The following is a 23,157-nucleotide window of genomic DNA, read 5'->3' on the forward strand; positions in this document are numbered from 1 at the left end:
ACTTTTTAAGCTGTTTGATTTTCAAACTGGATAATGTCCTCTTTTATTGATAACAAATAGTCTATGTCATCATAGCCATTCAACATACATTCCTTTTTGTAATGATTGATTTCAAAATTTTCAAATTCGTATGTTGCATCAATTGTAATTGTTTGATTTGGTAAATCAATTGTCAAGGTTGATTCGTTCCCCAAAGAAAATATTTTGTCAAGAAAATCTTCACTGACTGTCACAGGTAGAACGCCATTATTAAGTGCATTATTCTTAAATATATCAGCAAAAAAACTGCTGACCACTACTTGAAATCCTGCATCCAAAATAGCCCAAGCTGCATGCTCTCGAGACGAACCACATCCGAAGTTTTTTCCTGCGACAAGAATTTGCCCTTTAAACTTAGATTGATTCAACTGAAAATCTTTTTTTGGTCTATTTACATCATCGTTTTCATACCTCCAATCACGGAATAAATTTACTCCAAATCCATCCCGGGTAGTACCTTTCAGGAAACGTGCGGGTATAATCTGATCGGTGTCGATGTTCTCGATGTTGATTGGGACAAAGGTGGAGGTGATGGCGTTTAGTTTGTTCTTAGGCATGTGTTTGTGATGTAGATATTTGTATTCTTGTTGATGAGGATAGCCTCCCCCTAGCCCCCTCCAAAGAGGGAAATCAGTGCTCCGAAAGCAATTATTCATTATTAATTAATTGACTTACGTCGGTGACTCTGCCGGTAATAGCAGCAGCGGCGGCCATTAATGGGCTTGCCAAAAGTGTGCGGGCACCGGCGCCTTGTCGTCCTTCGAAGTTGCGATTACTAGTGCTGATGCAATATTTTCCGGCAGGAATTTTGTCTTCGTTCATAGCAAGGCAGGCACTGCAGCCAGGCTGCCGCAATTGAAATCCGGCTGCTTGAAATACCTTGTCAATGCCTTCTGCAATTGCTTGTTGCTCGACTTGTTTGCTACCCGGAACGATCCAAACTTCGACATCGTCAGCTTTTTTCTTGCCTATAACAAACTCAGCGACCAAACGAAGATCTTCGATCCGACTATTCGTGCAGCTTCCGATAAAGACATAATCGATCTTCTGTCCACTGATGGCTGCGCCGGGTTTTATACCCATATATTCCATCGCTTTGACAAAAGATGCTCTGTCTTTTTCATCCACTGATTCCTTACTTGGCACAAAGTCATTGACCCCAATACCCATCCCGGGATTAGTTCCGTAAGTGATCATTGGTTCAATATCAGCAGCATCAAAGAAGAACTCTTTATCAAAAACTGCATTTTCATCACTGAAAAGCGACTTCCATTCTAACAATTTTTGATCCCATTCTTGTCCTTTTGGAGCAAAAGTTCGTCCTTCCACATAATCAAATGTAGTCTGATCAGGAGCAATCAATCCGCAACGAGCACCCATTTCAATACTCATATTGCACACAGTCATTCTTCCTTCCATCGAAAGGCTTTTGAATGAATCACCTGCATACTCTACTGCATATCCGGTAGCGCCACTTGCAGAGATCTTTGATAAAATGTACAGCACAATGTCCTTGGATAAAACACCCGGTCCTAATTTCCCATTTACGTTTATCCGCATTTGTTTTGGCTTTGTCTGCAATACACATTGTGTGGCGAAAACCATTTCCACCTCGCTTGTTCCGATGCCAAAGGCTATTGAGCCAAATGCACCATGCGTGCTTGTATGACTATCTCCGCAAACGATAGTCATCCCCGGTTGGGTAATGCCCAATTCCGGACCTATTACGTGCACAATACCTTGATAAGGATGGCCAAGACCGTACAACTCAATGCCATGATTTTTACAGTTATTTATCAAGGTATCCACCTGAATACGTCCAAGTTCTTCTTTGATGGGTAAATGCTGATCCTTGGTCGGTACATTGTGATCCGCTGTGGCGACTATACTGTCCGGCCGAAAGATCTTTAATCCACGTTTTTCTATTCCGGCAAATGCTTGTGGGCTTGTGACTTCGTGAATGAGATGTTTATCGATGTATAGGACTGAGGGGCCATCTTCGATGGTTTTGACTAGATGTCGGTCCCAGATTTTTTCGAAAAGTGTTTTGGACATTGTGGGTTAATTATTTACGTAAGGTATGAATAGTAGAACCATTTTTAATTGAAAAATATAATAAATTTCTGATAAGTCCACCCCCTTGGCCCCCTCCAAAGGGGGACATTCGTACTGATTCATATTTTGTGTTAAATTAGGAACTTTAGACGGCTTGGCGGGAAAAGATTTTGGCAAGATTGCTAAGGTCTTCGTCGTTGACTTCTTTTTTGAGGTCGGCAACTTTTACAAATTCATGATATAAGTTGTCCACCTGATCCCTGTCAAACTGGAAACCAAGTTTTTGAAATCTGAATGCCAAAGCACTTCGGCCACTTCTGGCGGTCAATAATATCTTGGAACTGTCAGCACCTACGTCATCAGGATTGATACTTTCGTACGTTAGGGCATCTTTCAGGAAGCCATCCTGATGAATTCCTGAGGAATGGGAGAATGCATTACTTCCCACGATCGCTTTGTTTGGCTGCACCGGCATGCGCATGACATCGGAGATGATGCGGCTCATCGGATTCAGTTGACGGCTGTCGATGTTGGTGTGAAAACCAAGGGAACGGTGTTGTTGAATGATCATGGCAACTTCCTCCAATGAAGTGTTTCCGGCTCTTTCGCCTAATCCGTTGATGGTACATTCGATTTGTCTGGCTCCTGCTATTGCGCCCGCAATTGCGTTAGCAGTTGCCATCCCAAGGTCGTTGTGGCAGTGACACGAGATCACTGCTTTGTCGATATTTGGCACATTATTGGCCAGATATGCTATTTTTTCTCCGTATTGATGTGGCAGGCAATAGCCTGTAGTATCAGGAATATTAACTGTAGTGGCACCTGCTTTTATAACAGCTTCGATGACCCGAGCGAGGTATTCATTGTCAGTGCGGCCGGCATCTTCTGCGTAGAACTCTACGTCGTCTACAAAGTTTTTTGCCCATTTAACAGCCTGAATAGCTCTTTGTAAAATCTCATCTTGAGTAGCGTTAAATTTTGCTTTTATGTGCAGGTCAGAAGTGCCGATACCTGTATGAATTCTTGGACGATGTGCATATTTCAATGCTTCTGCAGCAACTTCAATATCTTTTTGGACGGCTCTGGTAAGTCCGCAAACTGTTGCATTTTTAATTACTTTAGATATTTCCTTTACAGATTCAAAATCACCCGGAGAGGAGATCGGGAATCCAGCCTCTATGATATCTACACCAAGGCCTTCTAATTTAAGAGCCAGGTCTATTTTTTCTCTACTGTTCAATTTACATCCCGGTACTTGTTCGCCGTCGCGTAGCGTGGTATCAAAGATGAAAATTTTATTTGTTGCCATTTATATTAATATTAATGTTTAAAATTGTCTGATCGTAATCAGTAGGTTGATCTTTGAACGACGAAAATAATGGTTGTTGCCAAGTCTTCGAAAACATAAACTTGCTGAAATACGATATTTAAAACACGAATATTTTGTCAAAAGCTTTGTAAACAGGGCATAATTAAATTCAAATTTTACGATGTCAAACAATATAAATGAACCGATTTTCATGCTGATCATGTCGCTTTCAGCAGCAGAAAAACGGCATTTCAAATTGTACATCTCCAGAAATCAGGCAAATGAATCAGCAAAGTTTGTTAAACTCTTTGATGTAATCGATGGCAGTGCGTCTTACAATGAAGAGCATATTTTAAAAAAAATACCTGATATAAGTCGACAGCAATTGCCCAATATTAAAGGGCATTTGTATGGTGAGATTCTGGTTGCACTGCGATTGCTCCATACTTCCAAAAATGTAGAGATCCAGATCAGGGAGCAGATGGATTTTGCTAAAATATTGTACAATAGAGGCTTGACGCAACAGGCTTTAAAGATATTGGCCAAAGTAAAGCTCGTAGCAAAGGCACATAGTCATTTTATTATTACCCTGGAAATTCTCCAATTCGAAAAAGATATCGAATCAAGACACATTACCAGAAGCCTTAAAGGACGAGCTGAAGAGCTTATTGGTGAGACTAATTTTGCAATTAATCAGATAAATGAGGTGACAAATTTATCAAATATTGCTTTGAAACTTTACGGATTATTTCTTGAAAATGGTCCTGTAAAGGATGAAGTTCAAAGTCGGGAAATTGAACGACAATTCAAGGATAATTTATTCAGCATTAAGGAAGATCAAATCAGTTTTTATGGCAAGGCATACCTGCATCAAAGTTATTGCTGGTATTATATGATCACGTTGGATACGACGCGATATTATCGTCATGCTGAAAAGTGGGTTGATCTTTTTACGAAACATCCGGAGGCAAAAAAAGAGAATCCTTTTTTATATCTCAAAGCAGTGCATAATCTCCTGAATGCTTTATTTATTCTGGGAAGGCATCAAAAAATGAATCTAGAAATAGAGAATTTAGAGCAATTTTATGCCCAAAGTTCTACGTTCAATGAAAATCTGGAAAAGCAAACTTTTGTGTATTTATATACTGCAAAATTAAATAAGCATTTTCTGGAAGGAACCTTTACGGAAGGCTTAGAATTAATCAAACCAATTGAAACGAAACTCGGTCAATACCATCAATATATCGACATCCATAGAGTCTTGGTCTTTTATTACAAGATCGCCAGCCTTTATTTTGGGTCAGGTGACAATGAACAAGCAATAGAATATTTGAATAAAATAATTAATTTGAAAGTAGGACATCTGCGCAGTGACATCCAATGCTTCGCAAGACTACTTCACTTGATAGCTCATTACGAATTGGATAACTTACAGTTGGTAGAACATTTGATTAAATCGGTGTATAGATTCCTATCCAAAATGGAAAGCCTTGATGCCGTTCTTACTCAGATCTTTGAATTTCTAAAAAAATCTCTTTCATCTAATCCGCATGATGTAAAAAAATCTTTTGTTGAGCTGAGAAATAAATTGGAAATAATTAGCACCAGTAAATATAACCGTCGATCTTACCAATATTTAGACATAGTAAGTTGGTTAGACAGCAAAATTGAGAATATGGCTGTCGAGGAGGTGATACGGAGGAAGTTTATGAAAGGATGATAGGTTGATAGGATATCAGTATATCAGTATATCAGTATGTCAGTATATCAGTATGTCAGTATATCAGTATGTCAGTATATCAGTATATCAATATATCAGTATATCAGTATGTCAGTATTGCAGTATGATGGTATGCAAGGATGATGATTGGGTATTGAGCACGTGGCTAATTGTCTAGTGTCTAGTATCTAGCTTCTGACAACTGACCTTTGACCTTTGTCCTCATTTTTTTAGAACAATTGCCGACAATCACCTTAATTGACTGATGGCTTACATACATTCGATGATTTATAAAGTATAAGTATCTTAGCACAAATAAGTAGAACAAAAATCAGACCAAGCGATCTAAATTGGTTCGCTTGGTATGATAAATTAAGACATATAAACGAGTTAGCACTCACCCTAAAAGACCGACACGACAGTAAATTAACGAAATAAAAATGACAGATGAAAAGCCAACGCATAGACAAAATCAAAAGAGATGCAACCAACAGCACAAAGCCAACGCTTTGCAGCACATTTGCTTTTGCCCCAACCGCAACCGACAAGCATATTCTGACTTATTTATCTTTAACCTATTTTGCAATATTGCTAGTTAGAATATGAAAATAAAAAACATAAGAGAATTTCGGACTTGGGTAAAAGATGACGACCCTGATACAAAAGGCAATAATAAAGTTGACGAAAATTTTCTTGGTCTATATGATGAACATAAGACTAAATCTGGCTTTTTCAAGATAATTCATGGTAAAATTGACAATGGATTTGACAACAAACTCAAAGGATTATTAAATCTTGCACAAGATACACAAGGGGTGTATGAATTTATACAAAATGCTATTGATTGCGAGTCTACAACCTTTGGTTTATTCTATGATAATGAAAATCTTATTGCATTTAATGATGGGCTATCATTTAAAAAAGAAAATGTTATAGCCATTCTTAATGAGGGTGATAGTAATAAATCAGAAGGTGATATAGGTAGATTTGGAGTTGGGTTCAAAATAATTCACAGATTAGTAGGTGAACATGATGGATTTGAAGAAATAAAACAGAATGAAGGTCCAATTATATTCAGTTGGAACAACAAACAACAAATCGCCAGTTTCATTGATGATGATGAGTTGAATTTAGAATTTGACGATAGCATTGAAAGTGAATCACCTTGGCTATTTAAAATTTTGCTGACCTGTTTTCCAACACAACTTAACGATACTGTTTATGACCTAAAGAACAACGAAACGAAAGAATTACTAAAGAAATCAGAAGTAATTAACCTTGTTAAATTTATTAAGTACTTGTTAGTTCAAAACAACTTTGACATAAAAGATTTTTCAAGAGGCTCGCTTTTCTATATTAAACTTGGCAAAAATAAAAGTCAAAAATAAAAGATGACTTACAAAAACTTGAAAAAGGAATTCAATACACATTAAACTTTCTTCAACATAGCACAAAAAATCGCCCATTTTCAAAAATTTTCTTGCAAAGCGATGTATTAGAAGTTAGTAAATTAAACACTGAAATAATCGAAATTGATTCAACCAATGAAATATACCGCCAAATTATTGATTATAATAGTACGACACCGATTCAAATAATTTTTGGTTACGAATCTAATCCACAAAATGAAGTATTAAAAAAGAAGACATCAAACTTTTTTAAGTTCTTTCCAATGGAAAAGGAAGCTGTTGGTTTTAATTTTATTATTCACTCAGATGCTTTTATAATTGAAAAAAGTAGAAGAGAACTTCAAGGTGATAGTCGAAACAACTTACTACTTAACTATCTCATATCTGAACTTAAGGTGAAATTATCCGACTATAGAGTCAACAATATTGAAAAGTATAGACAAATATTTTTGTCTATTTATTTGTCAAAAAAACCAGAGCAAACACCTGAACATTTTTCAAATCTTTATCAAGATTTAGTATCAATTACAAAGGATTTTATTCCAAATGATGAAGACGGTGTTAGTTCATCAATTGAAATTGTTGCAAAAAATGAAAATGTAAATATTTCATTTAAGCTAAGTGATTGGGGAATAAAAAAGAAATTCTTCCACTGGCAGGGAGAGGGCAATAAAAATTTACTTTATATTACAGTCTTAAAGGAATACAAAATTGAAAAATGGGATTTAATAACTTGCATTTCAAATGCAGATGAAGTTTCTTTCAACAATTGGTTCGTTAGATTATCAGCAAATTCCCAATCTGAATTTCTTGCTGAATTGGAGGTTTCTGATTTAAAAGCTGTATCAAAATTAAGTCTGCTAAAACTTTTCAGATTCTCTGACAATGAATTCTATTCTGCAAATGATGATGCCTCAAAAATTGATGGAGCAGATTCAGAAGAAAAACCACAAAATCTTGTATTCCATTCTACAACCACTTTCAAAATTAAAAGCGAATTAGAAAAATTAGAACATGTAACATCAGAAATTGATATAGAAAAAACTTATCCAAAATTATTCCAATCATTGGGGCTAAACTTGAAGCAGCCAGACCTTTTCAATGAAGTCAGAGCAAAATCACTAATCATTGAACTTGACAGCCATGAAAAGAAAAATGTTTTTCAAACATTTTCATCGCAACCAATTCCGCAGTTACAGTCAGAAAAGTATTTTAAAAACAGTTTTGGATTTGAGAGTTTGAGTAACCTATTAAAACCAAACAAAGAATATCCTGCATGGCTTAGGAAATTCTCCATACTTGAATCCGAATATTATCCCGAACTTGATTCATTCTTAATTAAAGACGATGTTCAGATTTTCAGTTTCATTTACGGCAACTGGGCAAGCATAATTACACTTGAAGAAGTAAAGAAAGATGTAAAAGCATTCTACAATAAAGTTGAAACATATAAAATTCTTTCTTCAAACCCGACACTGTCCTATACTAATCTTTCAATTGTTTTTGTGAATGAAACAATCGGCTTCCAAAATAGCAGTGCGGTTTACTTTCATAAAACTCTTAGCGATTGTCAATTTGAAAAAATCAAGAATGCTATCAAAACAATTTTTGATATGGAAATACCAAGCAAAAATGCTTTGGAATTTCTTTCAAAGGAAGGCGGAGTATTTAGGATTAGTGATAATGATAATTTATTGACAAGAACACTAACTTCTAAGACACCTATTGAACTTACCAAGGAAGATGTAATTGAATTTGTCAATTTTTCCATTTCAAAAATTCACGAAGAATTTTTTAAGCATTTCATAATTTCAGTAAAGGAGAAGGAAATTTATTTGATTGAACAAAGAACATCGGAGATTTTTCAAGTAAACAAAATTCGAAAGGAAGTTGTTGAACTTATTAAATCAACAGAATCCCTAAAAGCGAAATACAAAATTTTACCCTATGCTTTGAAAGACAGTTTCAGGGAAACAAAAGAAATTCTCACACAACAAAATGGTTTTTCCTCACTTCTATTAAAAGACAAGGAACTATTAACCAAACCAACAGAAATTTTCAAATACCTATCTGATTCAACTTCACAGAAAGAATACATCAGTGAGCAAAGTGAAATTCTGATTCCGATAAATACCGAAATTGATATTGAGAGTTCAGTTTATAAAATATTGGAATGGTGTTTAGGCACAGGAGAACATAAAGGGGTTTTTACAATTGAAGAAATCCCATTGGTGAGAAACAAATTCAAACTTCAAGTTGGTGAGAAAAAAATTGAAGTGGCAAAGTCCAAAGGCGAAATTACAATAGGGAATAAAGTATTTTCCTTAGCTGATTTAATTCCGAATAATATAGTAGATATTAGAAATGAATATACTTCTCATTTCTTAAAGCAATATTCCAAAGTAGCAAATGAAATTAAATTGAAATCATTTTTTGGGATAGAAGAAGATATAATGCCTCAAGAAGTTTATGATTCAATATTAGATTACAACACTAACCCTTTAAACACTAGGCAGGTAGAATTTCTCTTAATTTATTCTGTGGAAAGTAGCAGTGTTGATTTAACCTCTTTTGCTGTTGAAACTATTAGTGAAAAACAAAATCTAAGTAATCTATTTTACAAAAAATTCATTTCATTTATTAAACCAACTCAAATTCTACATGAAAAATATGCTGACATAGAAATTCAATATTGCAAAAGCACTATTTTATCGGAATATAAATTATCTGATAAAGGCGAATTGGACACTTCCTTTTTCAAAGAAGAACTTAACGATGCAGAAAAAATAAGTTTGTTGGAATTTGTGTTTGATGTTTGGAAAGCCGACAAAGAAAAATTTGCAGCATTAAATATTGACAGCATCTACAACTTTTTAGGATTTCAGAAGAATGAAAGGTTTTTAAAAGATGACTATACAGTAGCAAATGAAAAACTTCCTTCTTTTTTCAAAACATTTTTAGCGGAAGATGCTGAAAAGATTACTTTCAGCATTGTCATCGGAATTAACAACAAAGACAATTCAGCAATTGAATTGCGAAAATATTTTGAAAACAATACACCCGAAAAGTTATTTGAGGATATTCAAAACATAAGTTCCAAATTGCTTCATAACACTTTGCAGTGGTTACAGGAGAAAGGAATTGTTTTAAGCAAGGTGTTCCATCTTGAAGCATTGAAAATCATTTACGCACAGATAATTCCAACAGACAACACTCCCTTTTTATTCATTGATTCATTTGACACCGAAAGCAATCTTTGTTACAAAATCAAACAAGCCGAAACAGACAATTATTTAATTGGTGATTCAGAACTTGCCAAACTCAACGATTATGAAATTCCTTTGGAAAAGATTTTTAAACTTCATGAAGAGTCCAGTAAGAATTTAGTGAACCAAAGTAGTTATCCGCCAAGTTTTGTTTTCAATGAGAGTTTCAAACAATTGCAAATACCCGATGCAATTATCAGTATTGCCGAATTACAAAACCTAGAAGAATGGAAAGAGCAATACTTTATAGAGTGGAAGAAAATTAATGAGAAGTCAATTCTGGTTTATTTATTTGATGGAGAAATACCACGGCATATCAGTTTTGAAAACGAAAATATCTCATTAGAAAGGAAGGGTTATGAATTTGAATCAGACGGATTTTACTATATTTCTAAAGATGCCGATAATGTTTTGAAGTCATTAAAAAAGATATTGCCTCAAGATTTATACGAAGGGCTTGCAATTTTTAAAAGTGAATATGAACAACCAAAACCTGAAGATGAAAACAGTTTAGCCAAATCATTTTATGATGAAGTAAACGAATTCTTAAATGATTTTGAATCGGACATTGAAAACCGTTACTCATCAGAAATTATTGCAGAACTCAAAAATATGGCGTTAGGGCTTTACAATGAATCCAACATAACAGCAATGATGAATCTTATTGTCAAACTAAAAGTTTGTAAGAAATTGAAAATTGACTATTCAAAAAATTGGGGATACAACTATGTAGAAAGTAAAGGCACGAAGTATATCGTTTTTAGTGCAAGACGGGCTTTTGCATATATACACCCTGCTAAGATTATTGAATTGCGTGATAACAACAGTAAAATCCTTATTGACTTTGGAAAGAATTTGGAATTAGTTGAATTCAATTCATTAGAAGAATTATTTCGCTACAATACTGACCATCTGTTTTTTTACAGTGGAGAAAGAACTCCTGCTGAATTAGAAGCACTATGTGAGCAGAATCAATCAAGAAGCGGTTTTAGATTATTGTTGGTAGATAAAAATAAAGAGATAAGTGAGTTGACTGCTTTGTTTCAAATTACAAATCGGGAAACATATGACTAAAGTAAATCACAATAAGCATATTGAACTTATCCAATCAGAACTTATCTATCAAAAGAATGAGTTTGAAAAATTGCTTAAAAAACAAGCTGCAAAACTGTTCGTTGAAAACCAACTTTACTTATGCAGATACCAAGGGTTTGATGAAGCAAGAGGAAATTTAATTGTAAAATTTGACCACAAAATTTGCAATCCACCAAGGAAAAATGAAAACCTTCAATGCTTTGTTTCTGAAATGCAAAACGATGATGTGAAAAATTGGGGAGGCATTTCATACCAAAATATTAGAAGCAAATTCACAGCACAATTTGAATCTAAAACAGTTTTTTTCACTTTTGAAAATGGCCACACAATTGTTGGCTTATCAGGTGTCAAAATTGAAGATGTTCCAAAATATCAGAAAGATACTTTGGTGTTTTTAGCACCAACCGACCCACCTTTAGAATATCTTTTTAATCTTCAAAATTTTCTCAAAGAAACTCAACCAAGCACGAATGAGATTTTAGATTTAGAAATTGGAACGCTGAATTGGAATCCACAACCTTTGACAGTTGATGAAAGTATTGTAACACAAATTCAAACCGACCTAATTGAAAAAGAAATAATAATTATTCAAGGACCGCCAGGAACAGGCAAAACTTTTTTAATGGCACAACTTTGCAGTGCATTCTTAAAGACCGATTACAGAATTCTTGTAACCGCTTTGACAAACCGAGCATTGATTGAGTTGGCTGAAAAGGAGCATTTGAAAACGGCATTGAGTGAAGGGAAAATTTATAAGTCCACTTTGACTGCTGATGAAAGCAAGAACAAAAAAATAAAGGGCATTAAAGCATTTAAAAGTTTGAGCCAGCAACAGCCTCAAATGCTGTTAGCAACTTACTACATTATGAGCCAAATTGCAGCAAAGGCAATTCAGGACACTCACTTTGATTACATAATTATTGAAGAAGCAAGTCAGGCTTTTTTATCAACCATTGCTTTGGCAAGGAAACTTGGAAAGAAGTGTATCATAATTGGCGACATCAAACAACTTGAACCAATCTTTCACAAAGAGTACGCACCTGAAGACACAAATAATTATCATTGGATGATTTGCGGATTAAAAGCAATTAGTTTCTTTCTTCCAACTTCCAAGCAATACATTCTAACTGATTCTTACCGATTACCTCAAAACAGTGTTGATGTAACCAACTCATTTTATTCAGGCCAATTGAAAAGTAAATCAAGTGCAGAATTGCCTTTGAACCTTTCAAATTTTCCTTTGCTTAACGAATCCTTTCAAAGTAGTGGCGGAACTTCTATTCGAAAGTTTCAACTAGCTGATGGAAAAATTCCTTCAACAGAATGTTCTCAATTTATTATTGACCTTGTGAATCAACTCAAACAATTTGATATCAAATCAGAAATTGCAGTGTTGGCTTTCTATAGAGATTCAGTTCGCTTTCTACAGAAAGAAATCTATTCCAAATGTGCAGACACCGAAAATGTGTTGGTTGAAACTATTGATAGAATTCAAGGGTTGACAACGGACTTCACTATTTTCTTTATTCCGACAGAGAGTATTCCGTTTGCTTTACAAGCAAACCGTTTTAATGTGGCAACTTCAAGAGCTAAACTATGCACACTTATTATTACAGATAAAAACATCAACTCATTTTATCCACACATATATAATGATGTAAAGACCTATTTACAAAAAATAAAGGAGGTTTTTTCATCAAATCAATATTCTGCAACAACTCAAAACAACAATAACATTGAACAGGAATCAGAAAACAAAACAGGCTTAAAAGTTCTTGGAAAAATAGACCTTTCAAAGTTTGAAAAACCAAAAAAGGAAATAAACAAAGACAAGAAAAATATTTACATCATCGACACAAATGTTTTTGTTGACCAACCAGACATTATTTCAAAAATTGACCAAAAATATAGTATTGTACTATCTGCAAAAGTCATTGACGAATTAGATTACTTGAAAATATCGTTGGCAGAAGAGCAAAAGAAGAATGTTCAAAGGGCTTTGAGACTAATAAACGAGAGCATTGAAAAACGAAATATCAAAATGGACACAGCCGACCTTACCTTACTACCAAACGACTTTAACAAAAAATCTCCAGACAATTTCATTTTATCAGTGGCCATAAAATACAAAGACGAGAACCCAATTATGCTGACATCAGACAATGGTTTACAGATTAAAGCAAAAGGACTTTACATAACCACAATAACACTAAATGAATTTTTGAAACAATTGAAATATTAATGCCAACGCATTTGGTGGCACATTTGTATTTTTTCAACGCACAACCCAACGCTAATAAAATCCAAAAGAGCCACCAAGCCAACGCACCAAGACAGACACGAAATGATAACAAACAAACACGACAGAAAAGAAGGGCGAAGTGCTAACAGTACCTACCAAAAGGCGGGGCTTCGTGCTTTGCAGACACATTTGTGCAAGCCGAAAGTTCGGTACTCCGAATGAAGTTTTGTGGTAAAAATTCCGCCCTTCGGGTAGCCGCTAACCGCTATGTTTCATTTTAGAACCCAAAAGATTACAAAAAATTCGACTTATGTTCAAGTTTATATTACCTCTATGTTTAATTTTATCGCTTAATTCATTTGCTCAAAATTGTAATTGTGACAGTGTCTTTATAAAGTCCAAACAGTTGGTTGAAGAAAATTATGCAGGTTGGTTTGACAAAATTACTGAAAAGAATCGACCAGATTATATCATCTGGTCGGAGAAAAAATTTAATGAAATAAAAGGGGTTACAAATGACAGCATTTGTGCAAAGCAATTGCAAAATTGGATTTCTTATTTCAACGACAAGCATTTAAGAATACAATTTACAAAACCAAAATCGAATACAACTCAATCGAAAACTAGTGCTTTAAAAATATTGACTCATAACTTATCTGTTGATGAAGCTAATGATTATTTTATGAAAACAAAATCGCCCGACCCAATTGAGGGGATTTATAGTCATCCAAGTTATCAATTGGCTATTACTAAAATTAAACCCAATTTGTTTTATGCAACCATACTTTCTACAACCAATGAAAATTGGAAACCAAATGAAGTGAAATTAACCATTATAAAAAAGGGAAAAGAGTATTTGGGAACCTTTTATGACGGAGATAAATCGGATTTTTCCACGCATAAAGTAAAATTAGAGGACAATATTTTGGATTTTGATATTGCGTTTTTTGAAAAGCAATCACCCAACGTAAAAAACAAATTAGACTTAACAGAATATGAAATAAGCAAGGACAAAGATGCACCAAGCCTTCATTTTAAGGAAAATGTTGCTATTTGGAAGTTCCCTACATTTTATAGTAATTCCGAAGAACAAACGGCATATTTATTAGAAAAATACAAAGTACAATTAGAAAACACATCAGAATGGATCATTGATTTAAGAGGAAATGATGGTGGTGATTATAGAGTTGGGTGGCAATTGATTAATTATATTTATACAAAGCCTATCATTAAATATAATGCCGAAAGTCGCTTGACGAAACAAAATAATGAAATGTGGTTTAATTCTTTTATGAAATCATATTATGAACAATCCGATGATAAAATAAAGAAAGTAATAGACGAAGAAGTGGCCAAAATGAATCAAAATATTGGGAAAATGTATAATGGAAGTAATCTTCCATTTGAAACCATAACTATAAACAAACCATTCATAAATCCAAAGAAAATAGCGTTGTTAATTGATGAAAACACGGTGAGTAGTGGCGAACTTTTTACAATGCTTGCAAGGCAAAGCGACAAAGTTGTGGTAATGGGTAATAATTCCGGTGGAATGATGGATTATGGAAATATACTAAGATATAAAACCCAATGTTCAACCATTAGAATACAAGTGCCAATGGACAGAATGTTATGGATAGATACAGGTTTTTTTGTTGACAAAGAAGGGTTAAAACCAGACGTATATTTGCAAGTAAACAATTTGATAGAACAAGCAATTGACAGACTTAAAAAATAAAAAACGGAAATTTGCATCGTTTGGGCAATATGACTGACTTTGAGCTAAAATCAAGTTAAATTTTCCAGTTGTACTTTAGTGTAAAGTTGAAATTTTCTGATTTCATATCCGCCACCTTCACTAAGCCGTAAAAAGATGTATTCAATTTAAAAAAATAAAACCATGAGCAAATCCAATTCTAACTTGTCCGAAAGAGGAAATATTTTGGCAAATAACCCAGCAAGAGTGGATGATGATTTGTTCGCGAAAGCATGTCAAAATCTTTACTGCCCGGATAAAAACCCAAATGGGTCATTTCCTTTGAACGTTGCTGAAAACCATCTAATGGGTTCAATAATTAAAAGCCAACTGGGTTCAATTATTCAACAATATGAGATTCCTGATTGGGTACTCAATTACACCAATACTTTAGGTCACCCTGAGATACGAACTGAAATAGCAAAATTCATGGAGCTGCACCTTTGTAAATGCAGTATTCCTTATGATACCATTGGTCTGTCTGCAGGAGCTTCGGCCATTATCGAAGTTAGTTCATTTATGCTCGCCAACCCTGGTGACGTAGCCGTAATTCCTGCTCCATCTTATCCAATGTATACCAATGACCTTGGCGTGAAAAGTGGAATTGTCCGTTTTGATCTTCAGACACATTTTGAGATTAAAGAAATAGGATCGGAGGCACCTGTAAAGGTCGAATTACTAGACAAAACCTTGGATGAGTTGAAGGTTCAAGGAAAGTGTTTTAAGCTATTAGTACTTAGTTCTCCAGATAATCCAACCGGATGCATTTATACTGAACACGAATTGAGAAAGCTTGCTAAGTGGTGTATTCAGCATGAAGTTCATATGATTGTCAATGAGATTTATGGACTTTCCTTGATTGATACACAAGATGATGTTCTTAAGCAAGACTACAGTATGGAAGGAGCTTATTCTTCCTTTGCTAAATTGATGAACGAGTTAAACAGTGATTATCTGCACCTTTGGTACGCTTTTTCCAAAGATTTCGCTATGTCAGGCCTTCGGATTGGTATTGTACATTCTTTAAACAAGGCTTTTATGAAAGGGCTTGGAAATGTAAACATTCCCCATATGGTTTCAAATTTCACACAGTGGTTGGTCGGAGCAATGTTAAAGAATACCGATTTTATTGAAGAGTACATTTTGGAAAATAAAAAGCGTCTCACACAAAGTTATAAGCTGATGGTGACGACCCTGAGAAAACATGATATTCCTTATGTCCCAAGCCGAGGAGGTTTTTTCTTATGGATGGATTTGTCTAAATACCTTCATGAGGACAGTGATCATGGAGAAAAACAACTTTGGTTAGACCTTTACGAAAACACGGGTGTTCTTTTAACGCCCGGTATTGGTTTCCAACATCAAAAAAAGGGACTTTTTAGAATTGTATATACAGCGATATCCTTTGCTCATCTAGAAATAGCAATGGATCGAATGACCAATTACCTTATTAGTAAGGAGGCAAAAACTGACTATAAAATATAGTCGATCCTTATTTAATCATGACTGCTCTTCACCCACCTAGCATTGGACTTCGTTCCGTTTCACTTCCTTGAGAAGGTCGCATTTGCACCTTATCTTCATCGTTCACCCTCAGAAGGGGGAAATTCGCCCATCAACATTATAAATCATATATATCAGCATTACCTGCGTTCCATTTTCATCCAATTATCTTTTTGATTTTGGAAGCAAAACATTGCAGGTAACATCTTGGAGTTCAATTGCCTTTGACTTCAGTTAATGGATAAAGAAAATGAACATAATTTGATTTAACTCAATTTTACTTGCCAATATCTATACAAATACATCAATCTAAACGTTTCCATTATTTAACGTATTTTTGGACGATGAACAAGATCTGGATGCATATCTCTATTTGCCTCTGCCTACTGATGACTTTTACAGTCACACAAGGGCAAAACAGGTGTGGTTCAGAATATGTAGAACACCTATCAGCATTACACAACCCCAATTTTATTCAACAAAAAGAAGCTACAGAAAGGGCAATAGCCGATGCTATTCGGAATCCTTCACTCTCTCTTCGCAATGAATTGTATATCCCTATAGTGGTTCACGTGGTTTATTATGAAGATTTTGAAAGGATCTCTGATGAACAGATAGCCTCTCAGATAGAATTATTGAATGCTGATTTTTCTGCATTGCTCATTCCGGCCGGCATTCCTGATGAATTTGCAAATCTGTATGAAGATGTTGGAATTAGATTTTGCCTTGCCAAAAACGACCCGGAAGGTAACCCAACCAATGGAATAACGTACAATACGACCAATATTAAAAACATTGGTCTAAAAGTGGACGAATCCGGACGTAAAAAAGTGCAGCATGGTTTTCTTGGAGGTGCAGATGCCTGGCCTACTGACAAGTATCTAAATATTTGGGTATGCAGACTCGATGAATTTCTTGGATACGCAACCAGGCCGGGTGGTTCATTTTTTTCAGGAGAAGATGGTGTTGTAATTAATTATACAAATTTTGGAAATATAGGAACTGTTAACCCCAAAGGTCCATACAACTTGGGGCGCACCACAACTCACGAAGTTGGTCACTACTTTGGGTTATTGCACTTATGGGGCGAAAACGCTAATGGCTGCGGAGACGACCTTGTGGAAGATACACCACAGCAAGGAACACCTCATTATGGTTGTCCAAATTACCCACAGCTATCTTGTATGAATTCCAACATGTTCATGAATTTTATGGACTATACAGATGATAAGTGTATGTTTATGTTTACCCCCGGTCAGGGACAAAGGATGAGGGCTACGCTGGAAAGCACCAGAAATTTATTGTTGAATGGAGAAAACACTCATTGTGACCAGTTCAACGATCCTATAGAAGGACTGGCTAAAAGGATGAAACTATTTCAATCAGTAGTAAAAGATGAAGTTATATTGGTGCAGGACGCCGGTTATAAGGAAGTGATACATGTGACTATATATGACATGTCCGGTAGAGAATTGAAAAAACTAGTGAAGATATCCCAGCAGAAAATAATAATTGATCTTGAAAATGAATTTGCACCTGGAATGTACATTTTGAATGTCAGAACTAAAAAAGAGCACTTTGCGTTTAAGTTTTTAATAATAAAATAAAAAGCATGATCCATAAAATTTTGTCCCTTTTTCTATTTGCAAGTATCCTATTTATGATGTCTTGCAATTCAACTAAGAAAGTAGTACAAACCACTCCAACAGGTCCGAAGCCAACTGTGACAAAAGAATTTACTATTTCACAAGGTGCTTGTTTTGGAAGATGTCCGGTTTATGATGTGACATTGATGAGCGATTCTACATTGAAGTTGGTAGGTAAAAACTTTATGAATTATATAGGTAATTATGAAATGAAATTAAATGCGGAGAATTATACTGCGCTACACGAACTCTATAAAAAAATAAAACAAGATACCTTTCAGGACAGATACTCCAGTGATATAGTTGATTTGGCTTCAGTGACATATTATTTCTTCGATGATTATAATATAATGAAGAAGAAGGTCGTCACTCAGGGCATTTATCCTGAACCACTTCAGAATTTGGCCACCGAGGCTAGAAAGTATATCAATAGCATGAATTGGGTCAAAGATGTCACTGCAGATACTGTCAATCCGGATGAGCTCATTGTACAGATGAAGGCAGGTAAAAAGATTGATCTGATTATAGATGAACATTATAGATACAAACTATTCCTTAAGGAAGCGCTTGGTAAAGATTCAAATATCTACCTAATAGGATTCGATAAAACTACTATAGAACAAAGCCAACTCCTGAACCTATTGAAGAATAATCCAAATGTTATGTTTGTAGAGAAAAATAATAAGGTAGAATTAAGAAGCAGGTAAGGCAGATTATGAGCTTTGATTTGAGGTAGTTCACTTAAATTGTTTACTCAGTCAAGGGATCTACATACTAAATCAAAGAATTAAATGACGCACACAAGTCTCAGGCTTTTTATAATCTCTGAGCTAGTTGTAAGTTATTATTTGCCAGTAATTGATCGTAAATGATCCTAATAGATTAGACTCACAAGTTTGAAGTAAAGGCAATTTCACAATAAAAAAAATGGAATTTCAATAACATTGAAATTCCATTTTAGCAGGATTTTACTAGATATGCGTTTTTCCATGACTATTTTAAAAAACGCTTGGTATCCAGTCAAATATTTCAAATTGCGGTCATAAAATATTTGACTTTTATAAATCTGCCTATGTTGATTTGGGATTATACGGTAAAAAGGGAATTTCATATATTTATAAAATTCCCTCTAAAAATTTATTAAGCATCACCTTTTTTAGATTTTAATCTAGAATAACAACTTTTTGTCTTCTTTGATAACGTAAAGATAAATTCACTTTTGAAGCTATCTTTCATGCTTTACTGCTAATTTAATTTTTGGTTGTTTTACTGTATCCGTAGTTCATAATAAAAGCATTTTATCCAAAAATTGTTGGCCTTAAATTAAATTTTAACAGCAATTTAAGAATTTCACCTTTCAGTTTCAAATATTCACCTGCAAACATTTCTTGATCTTTAAATGAGGTAGTGCAATAGTAAATCTCCTCAAGAAATTTAATCTATCTCACCTTTTAAACTCCTAACTTCCTCACCTTCTCATCACTTCACTCTAAAATAATAGCCAAGTATGGCGCCAATGCCTTCATTAGGACTTACATTTGCAATATTAAAAACAGCCTTGTGAATATTAAAGTTCTTTATAAATCTTTCCGGCCATTTCAGAACATGTATGCAGTGCTTGTGGCAAGGCTGCTTGCGATGATGCTACTTTTTAGCATCTCCCGCTTTATATTTTATGTTATGAATATTGGGTTTTTCAACAACATGACTTTATCTCGTTACGCCCTAATTGAATTTGGAGGGTTGCGCTTTGATCTTACGGGTATTTTATACCTTAATAGTTTATTTATCCTGCTATCCATTCTACCTTTCCATTTTGTGTATCAGAGGATATATCAAAATGTATTGCGTTGGATTTTTTACATCACCAATGGAATTGGACTTGCTGCCAACATGATCGACTGTGTTTATTATCCATTTACTTTAAGAAGGACCACTCTGACTATCTTTGATCAATTCGAAAACGAACACAACAAAGGAACTTTCCTTTTTAGGTTTTTACTTGATTACTGGTATGCCGTTTTGATATGGGTAGTTTTGATTTTTGTCATGACGTGGTTATATCGACGAATAAAAATGGCAGGGCCTCAATTGAAGAATAAATATGTTTTTTTCTTCTCCGGCTTGGCAATGATTTATCCTCTTTTATATCTTTCTGTGGTAGGAATTCGTGGGGGATTCGCACACAGCACCAGACCCATAACGTTGAGCAATGCTGCTGCCTATGCCACGGATCCTAAGGATGTAAATATTGTGCTGAATACACCATTTGCTTTTCTAAGGACCTTGCAGGTCAAGGTCATAAAACGCATGGAGTATTTTAAAACAGAAGAGGAGTTGAATTCCGTCTATGCACCTTTGCATCCAGCAGGTTTGAAAGACTCTATGGACAAAAAAAATGTTGTAATTTTTATCCTTGAGAGCTTTAGTAAGGAATTCTTTGGATACTATAACAAAGACCTTGATGATGGAAAATACAAAGGTTATACACCATTTCTTGACAGCCTTCTGGGTCAAAGTCTTGCTTTCAAATATTCTCTGGCGAATGGAAGAAAATCCATAGATGCCATGCCATCCGTATTGTGCGGCATTCCTTCCATTGAAGTTCCGTATGTTTTGTCTCAATATTCCAATGATAAAGTTCAGGGTCTTGCAAACGTGCTGAGACAAAGTGGTTATTACACAGCCTTTTTCCATGGTGCACCGAATGGGTCTATGGGATTCCAGGCATTCTCCAAAACAACTGGTTTTAATGATTATTATGGAATGACAGAATATGGCAATGATGATGATTTCGATGGGCTATGGGGTATATGGGACGAGCCATTTCTGCAATATTATGCAGATAAACAAAGTTCATTCAAGCAACCTTTTTTTACCACATTATTTACAGTGTCTTCGCATCATCCCTATGTTTTGCCGGCGCAATATGAAAATACTTTCAAGGGTGGTAAACTTGAGATATACCGCACTATTCAATATACGGACTATGCATTGAGAAAATATTTTGAGAAAGTATCAAAGATGCCTTGGTTCAAAAACACCCTTTTTGTCTTCACAGCAGACCATGCATCAGCACAGATACATTTTGATAAATTCAATACTTCTTCAGGCTTTTTTGATATTCCGATCTTTTATTATGAACCCGGTAATGATTGGCATGAATACAGACAAGAGTCTTGCCAGCAAACAGACATCATGCCTTCCATTCTTTCTTACTTGCATTATGATAAACCATTTCTTGCTTTTGGAAGGAATGTGTTTGATAAGACCTCGGTGCCATTCGCATTTAATTATTTGAATAATAACTATCAGTATTTTGAAGGTAAATACATGTTATTCTTTAATGGCGAAAAATCCGTCGCTTTGTATGATTATCAAAACGATATCTATCAAAAGAATAATTTACTTGATCTGGAAAAAGAAGTTGTTGCAAACATGGAGAAGAAGGTCAAAGCTTTTGTGCAGCAATATAATAATCGGTTAATCGATGATAATCTAACTCCCGAAGGACCGCAAGCGCCAGTTAGTAAATAATAATCAGTGATCAGTGGTCAGTGGTCAGTGGTCAGAATTCAGTAATCAGTAATCAGTAATCAGCAGTCAGTAATCATTATAGTATGGAATAACCTTCTAACTTTAGATAAGTAATGGGTAATGAGTAATAAGTAATTGGCACAGATTGAATGAACTGCTTAAATTATTATAGGTAATCAGTGGTCAGTGGTCAGTGGTCAGTAATCAGTATAGTAGGGAATATCCTTCTAACTTTCTCACCTTCTCACCTTCTCACTTTAGATAAGTAATAAGTAATGGGTAATGAGTAATAACCTAATCGGAAAGATTGAACGAAATGCTTAATTTTTATCAGTTATCAGGGGTCAGTAGGGAATAACCTTCTAACTTTCTCACTTTAGATTAGTAATGGGTAATGAGTAATAAGTAATTGGCACAGATTGAATGAACTGTTTAAATTATTATAGGTAATCAGTGGTCAGTGGTCAGTACGATAATCACTTTCTCACTTTCTCACTTTCTCACCTTCTAACTATCTCACCTCCTTACCTCCTCATAAACCGAGATTGTAGATCTCAATAATACTTCCCAATTCTTTTTCAAAATTAATCTTAAGGTCGGTCAATTTGCCATTGCGGATGTCTAAAACCCAGCCATGCACCACCAAACCGCGCTCCCTATAAGCCTCTTGCACTGCAGCAGTTTTAATGAGATTCACACATTGCTCCTGAACATTCAGTTCGACTAGTCGGTCATATCTGCTATCCATATCTTCGATGGCATTAAGTTCCGTTCGATGAAGTCTGTAAACATCCCGTATGCTTCTAAGCCACGGATTTAAAATGCCCATATCAGCAGGCTGCATGGCAGCTTTTACTCCTCCGCAATTGTAATGTCCGCAGACTACTACATGATTTACTTTCAAATGTCGAACGGCGTAATTTAGCACTGACATCACACTTAAATCTACATTGTTGACGAGGTTTGCTATATTTCTATGGACGAAAGCCTCACCTGGTTTCAAGCCCATCATATCTTCAGCAGTTACCCGACTATCTGAACATCCTATGTAAAGGAACTCCGGATTTTGACCTTGTGAAAGTTTTTCAAAATATTCCGGGTCCAGATTTAATTTGTCTTGTATCCATTTTTCATTATTCGCGAAGACTTCTTTTATGAGCATAATATCAAAATTTTTGTTTAGCAGATTTTAAATTAAATAAAAGGATTTTCAATTTGTTTAGATGATTTATTATTTTAATTACGCTGGATCAATATCATCTTTCCTAAGTTATAAATGTAATTCACTTAAGTTTCGGTAGTCAAATTTTCATTTTTGAAGAAATAATTTAAATTTTAATAAAATGTTAGATGTTAGAAGCTTGTCCGCCGAACAAGGCGGGGTAGATTTTAGGTGGCTTTCCATCAATCACATGGATATTTTTTCTAATAAACCTATTAAAGAAGAAATATGAATCAATTGACTAAGCTCCATCTAACATCTAACATCTACCATCTACCTTTGTTTCTTAACCGCCGAAACTTTAGTAATTCATTTAATGTTTTTCTTATTGAAGCTATTTAACTAAATATTAAGCTGC

General features: G+C 34.9%; 13 protein-coding genes. 9 read left to right on the plus strand and 4 right to left on the minus strand.

All coding sequences use genetic code 11. The features are described from left to right. Positions 1-5 precede the first annotated feature (5 nt). From leuD to IPI15_RS08405, 3 genes are all read right to left on the minus strand, one after another. Complete coding sequence (gene leuD / locus IPI15_RS08395; protein ID WP_287419870.1) at positions 6-596, minus strand: 3-isopropylmalate dehydratase small subunit; 591 nt, start codon at positions 594-596, stop codon at positions 6-8. Positions 597-687: 91 nt separating this feature from the next. Next, positions 688-2,094: a 3-isopropylmalate dehydratase large subunit gene (gene leuC / locus IPI15_RS08400; RefSeq protein ID WP_287419871.1), complete on the minus strand. Its 1,407-nt coding sequence runs from the start codon at positions 2,092-2,094 to the stop codon at positions 688-690. A gap of 145 nt (positions 2,095-2,239) precedes the next feature. After that, positions 2,240-3,403, minus strand: coding sequence for a 2-isopropylmalate synthase (locus IPI15_RS08405; RefSeq protein WP_287419873.1), 1,164 nt, complete (start codon positions 3,401-3,403; stop codon positions 2,240-2,242). Positions 3,404-3,584: 181 nt separating this feature from the next. On the opposite strand from IPI15_RS08405, the gene IPI15_RS08410 reads away from it, so the two are divergent. The 9 genes from IPI15_RS08410 (at position 3,585) to IPI15_RS08450 (ending at position 21,577) form a co-directional block, all read left to right on the plus strand. Next, positions 3,585-5,123: a hypothetical protein gene (locus IPI15_RS08410; protein ID WP_287419875.1), complete on the plus strand. Its 1,539-nt coding sequence runs from the start codon at positions 3,585-3,587 to the stop codon at positions 5,121-5,123. Positions 5,124-5,725: 602 nt separating this feature from the next. Continuing rightward, positions 5,726-6,511 (plus strand): sacsin N-terminal ATP-binding-like domain-containing protein, encoded by a 786-nt coding sequence (locus IPI15_RS08415; RefSeq protein ID WP_287419876.1) that lies wholly within the window; start codon positions 5,726-5,728, stop codon positions 6,509-6,511. 92 nt (positions 6,512-6,603) lie between these two features. Next, positions 6,604-10,872 carry a hypothetical protein gene (locus IPI15_RS08420; protein WP_287419877.1) on the plus strand — a complete coding sequence of 1,423 codons (4,269 nt, stop codon included), beginning with the start codon at positions 6,604-6,606 and terminating at the stop codon, positions 10,870-10,872. After that, positions 10,865-13,135 (plus strand): PIN domain-containing protein, encoded by a 2,271-nt coding sequence (locus IPI15_RS08425; RefSeq protein WP_287419879.1) that lies wholly within the window; start codon positions 10,865-10,867, stop codon positions 13,133-13,135. The genes IPI15_RS08420 and IPI15_RS08425 overlap by 8 nt, the downstream gene beginning before the upstream one ends. 310 nt (positions 13,136-13,445) lie before the next feature. Then, positions 13,446-14,873 (plus strand): S41 family peptidase, encoded by a 1,428-nt coding sequence (locus tag IPI15_RS08430; RefSeq protein ID WP_287419881.1) that lies wholly within the window; start codon positions 13,446-13,448, stop codon positions 14,871-14,873. A gap of 162 nt (positions 14,874-15,035) precedes the next feature. Further along, positions 15,036-16,376, plus strand: a complete 1,341-nt coding sequence (locus IPI15_RS08435; protein ID WP_287401735.1) for an aminotransferase class I/II-fold pyridoxal phosphate-dependent enzyme — start codon at positions 15,036-15,038, stop codon at positions 16,374-16,376. Positions 16,377-16,738: 362 nt separating this feature from the next. Continuing rightward, positions 16,739-18,001 (plus strand): M43 family zinc metalloprotease, encoded by a 1,263-nt coding sequence (locus IPI15_RS08440; RefSeq protein ID WP_287419883.1) that lies wholly within the window; start codon positions 16,739-16,741, stop codon positions 17,999-18,001. A 5-nt stretch (positions 18,002-18,006) separates the two neighbouring features. Further along, positions 18,007-18,747 carry a DUF6438 domain-containing protein gene (locus IPI15_RS08445; RefSeq protein WP_287419885.1) on the plus strand — a complete coding sequence of 247 codons (741 nt, stop codon included), beginning with the start codon at positions 18,007-18,009 and terminating at the stop codon, positions 18,745-18,747. Between the two features lie 853 nt (positions 18,748-19,600). Then, a complete protein-coding gene (locus tag IPI15_RS08450; protein WP_287419886.1) occupies positions 19,601-21,577 on the plus strand; it encodes an LTA synthase family protein in 1,977 nt (658 codons plus the stop codon). A gap of 532 nt (positions 21,578-22,109) precedes the next feature. Here IPI15_RS08450 and IPI15_RS08455 read toward each other — a convergent pair. Next, entirely contained in the window at positions 22,110-22,739 is a 630-nt protein-coding gene (locus tag IPI15_RS08455) for a carbonic anhydrase (RefSeq protein WP_287401740.1), read from the minus strand. Positions 22,740-23,157: the final 418 nt, after the last annotated feature.

The organism is Candidatus Brachybacter algidus (assembly GCF_016707225.1).
GTDB lineage: Bacteria > Bacteroidota > Bacteroidia > Chitinophagales > Saprospiraceae > Parvibacillus > Parvibacillus algidus.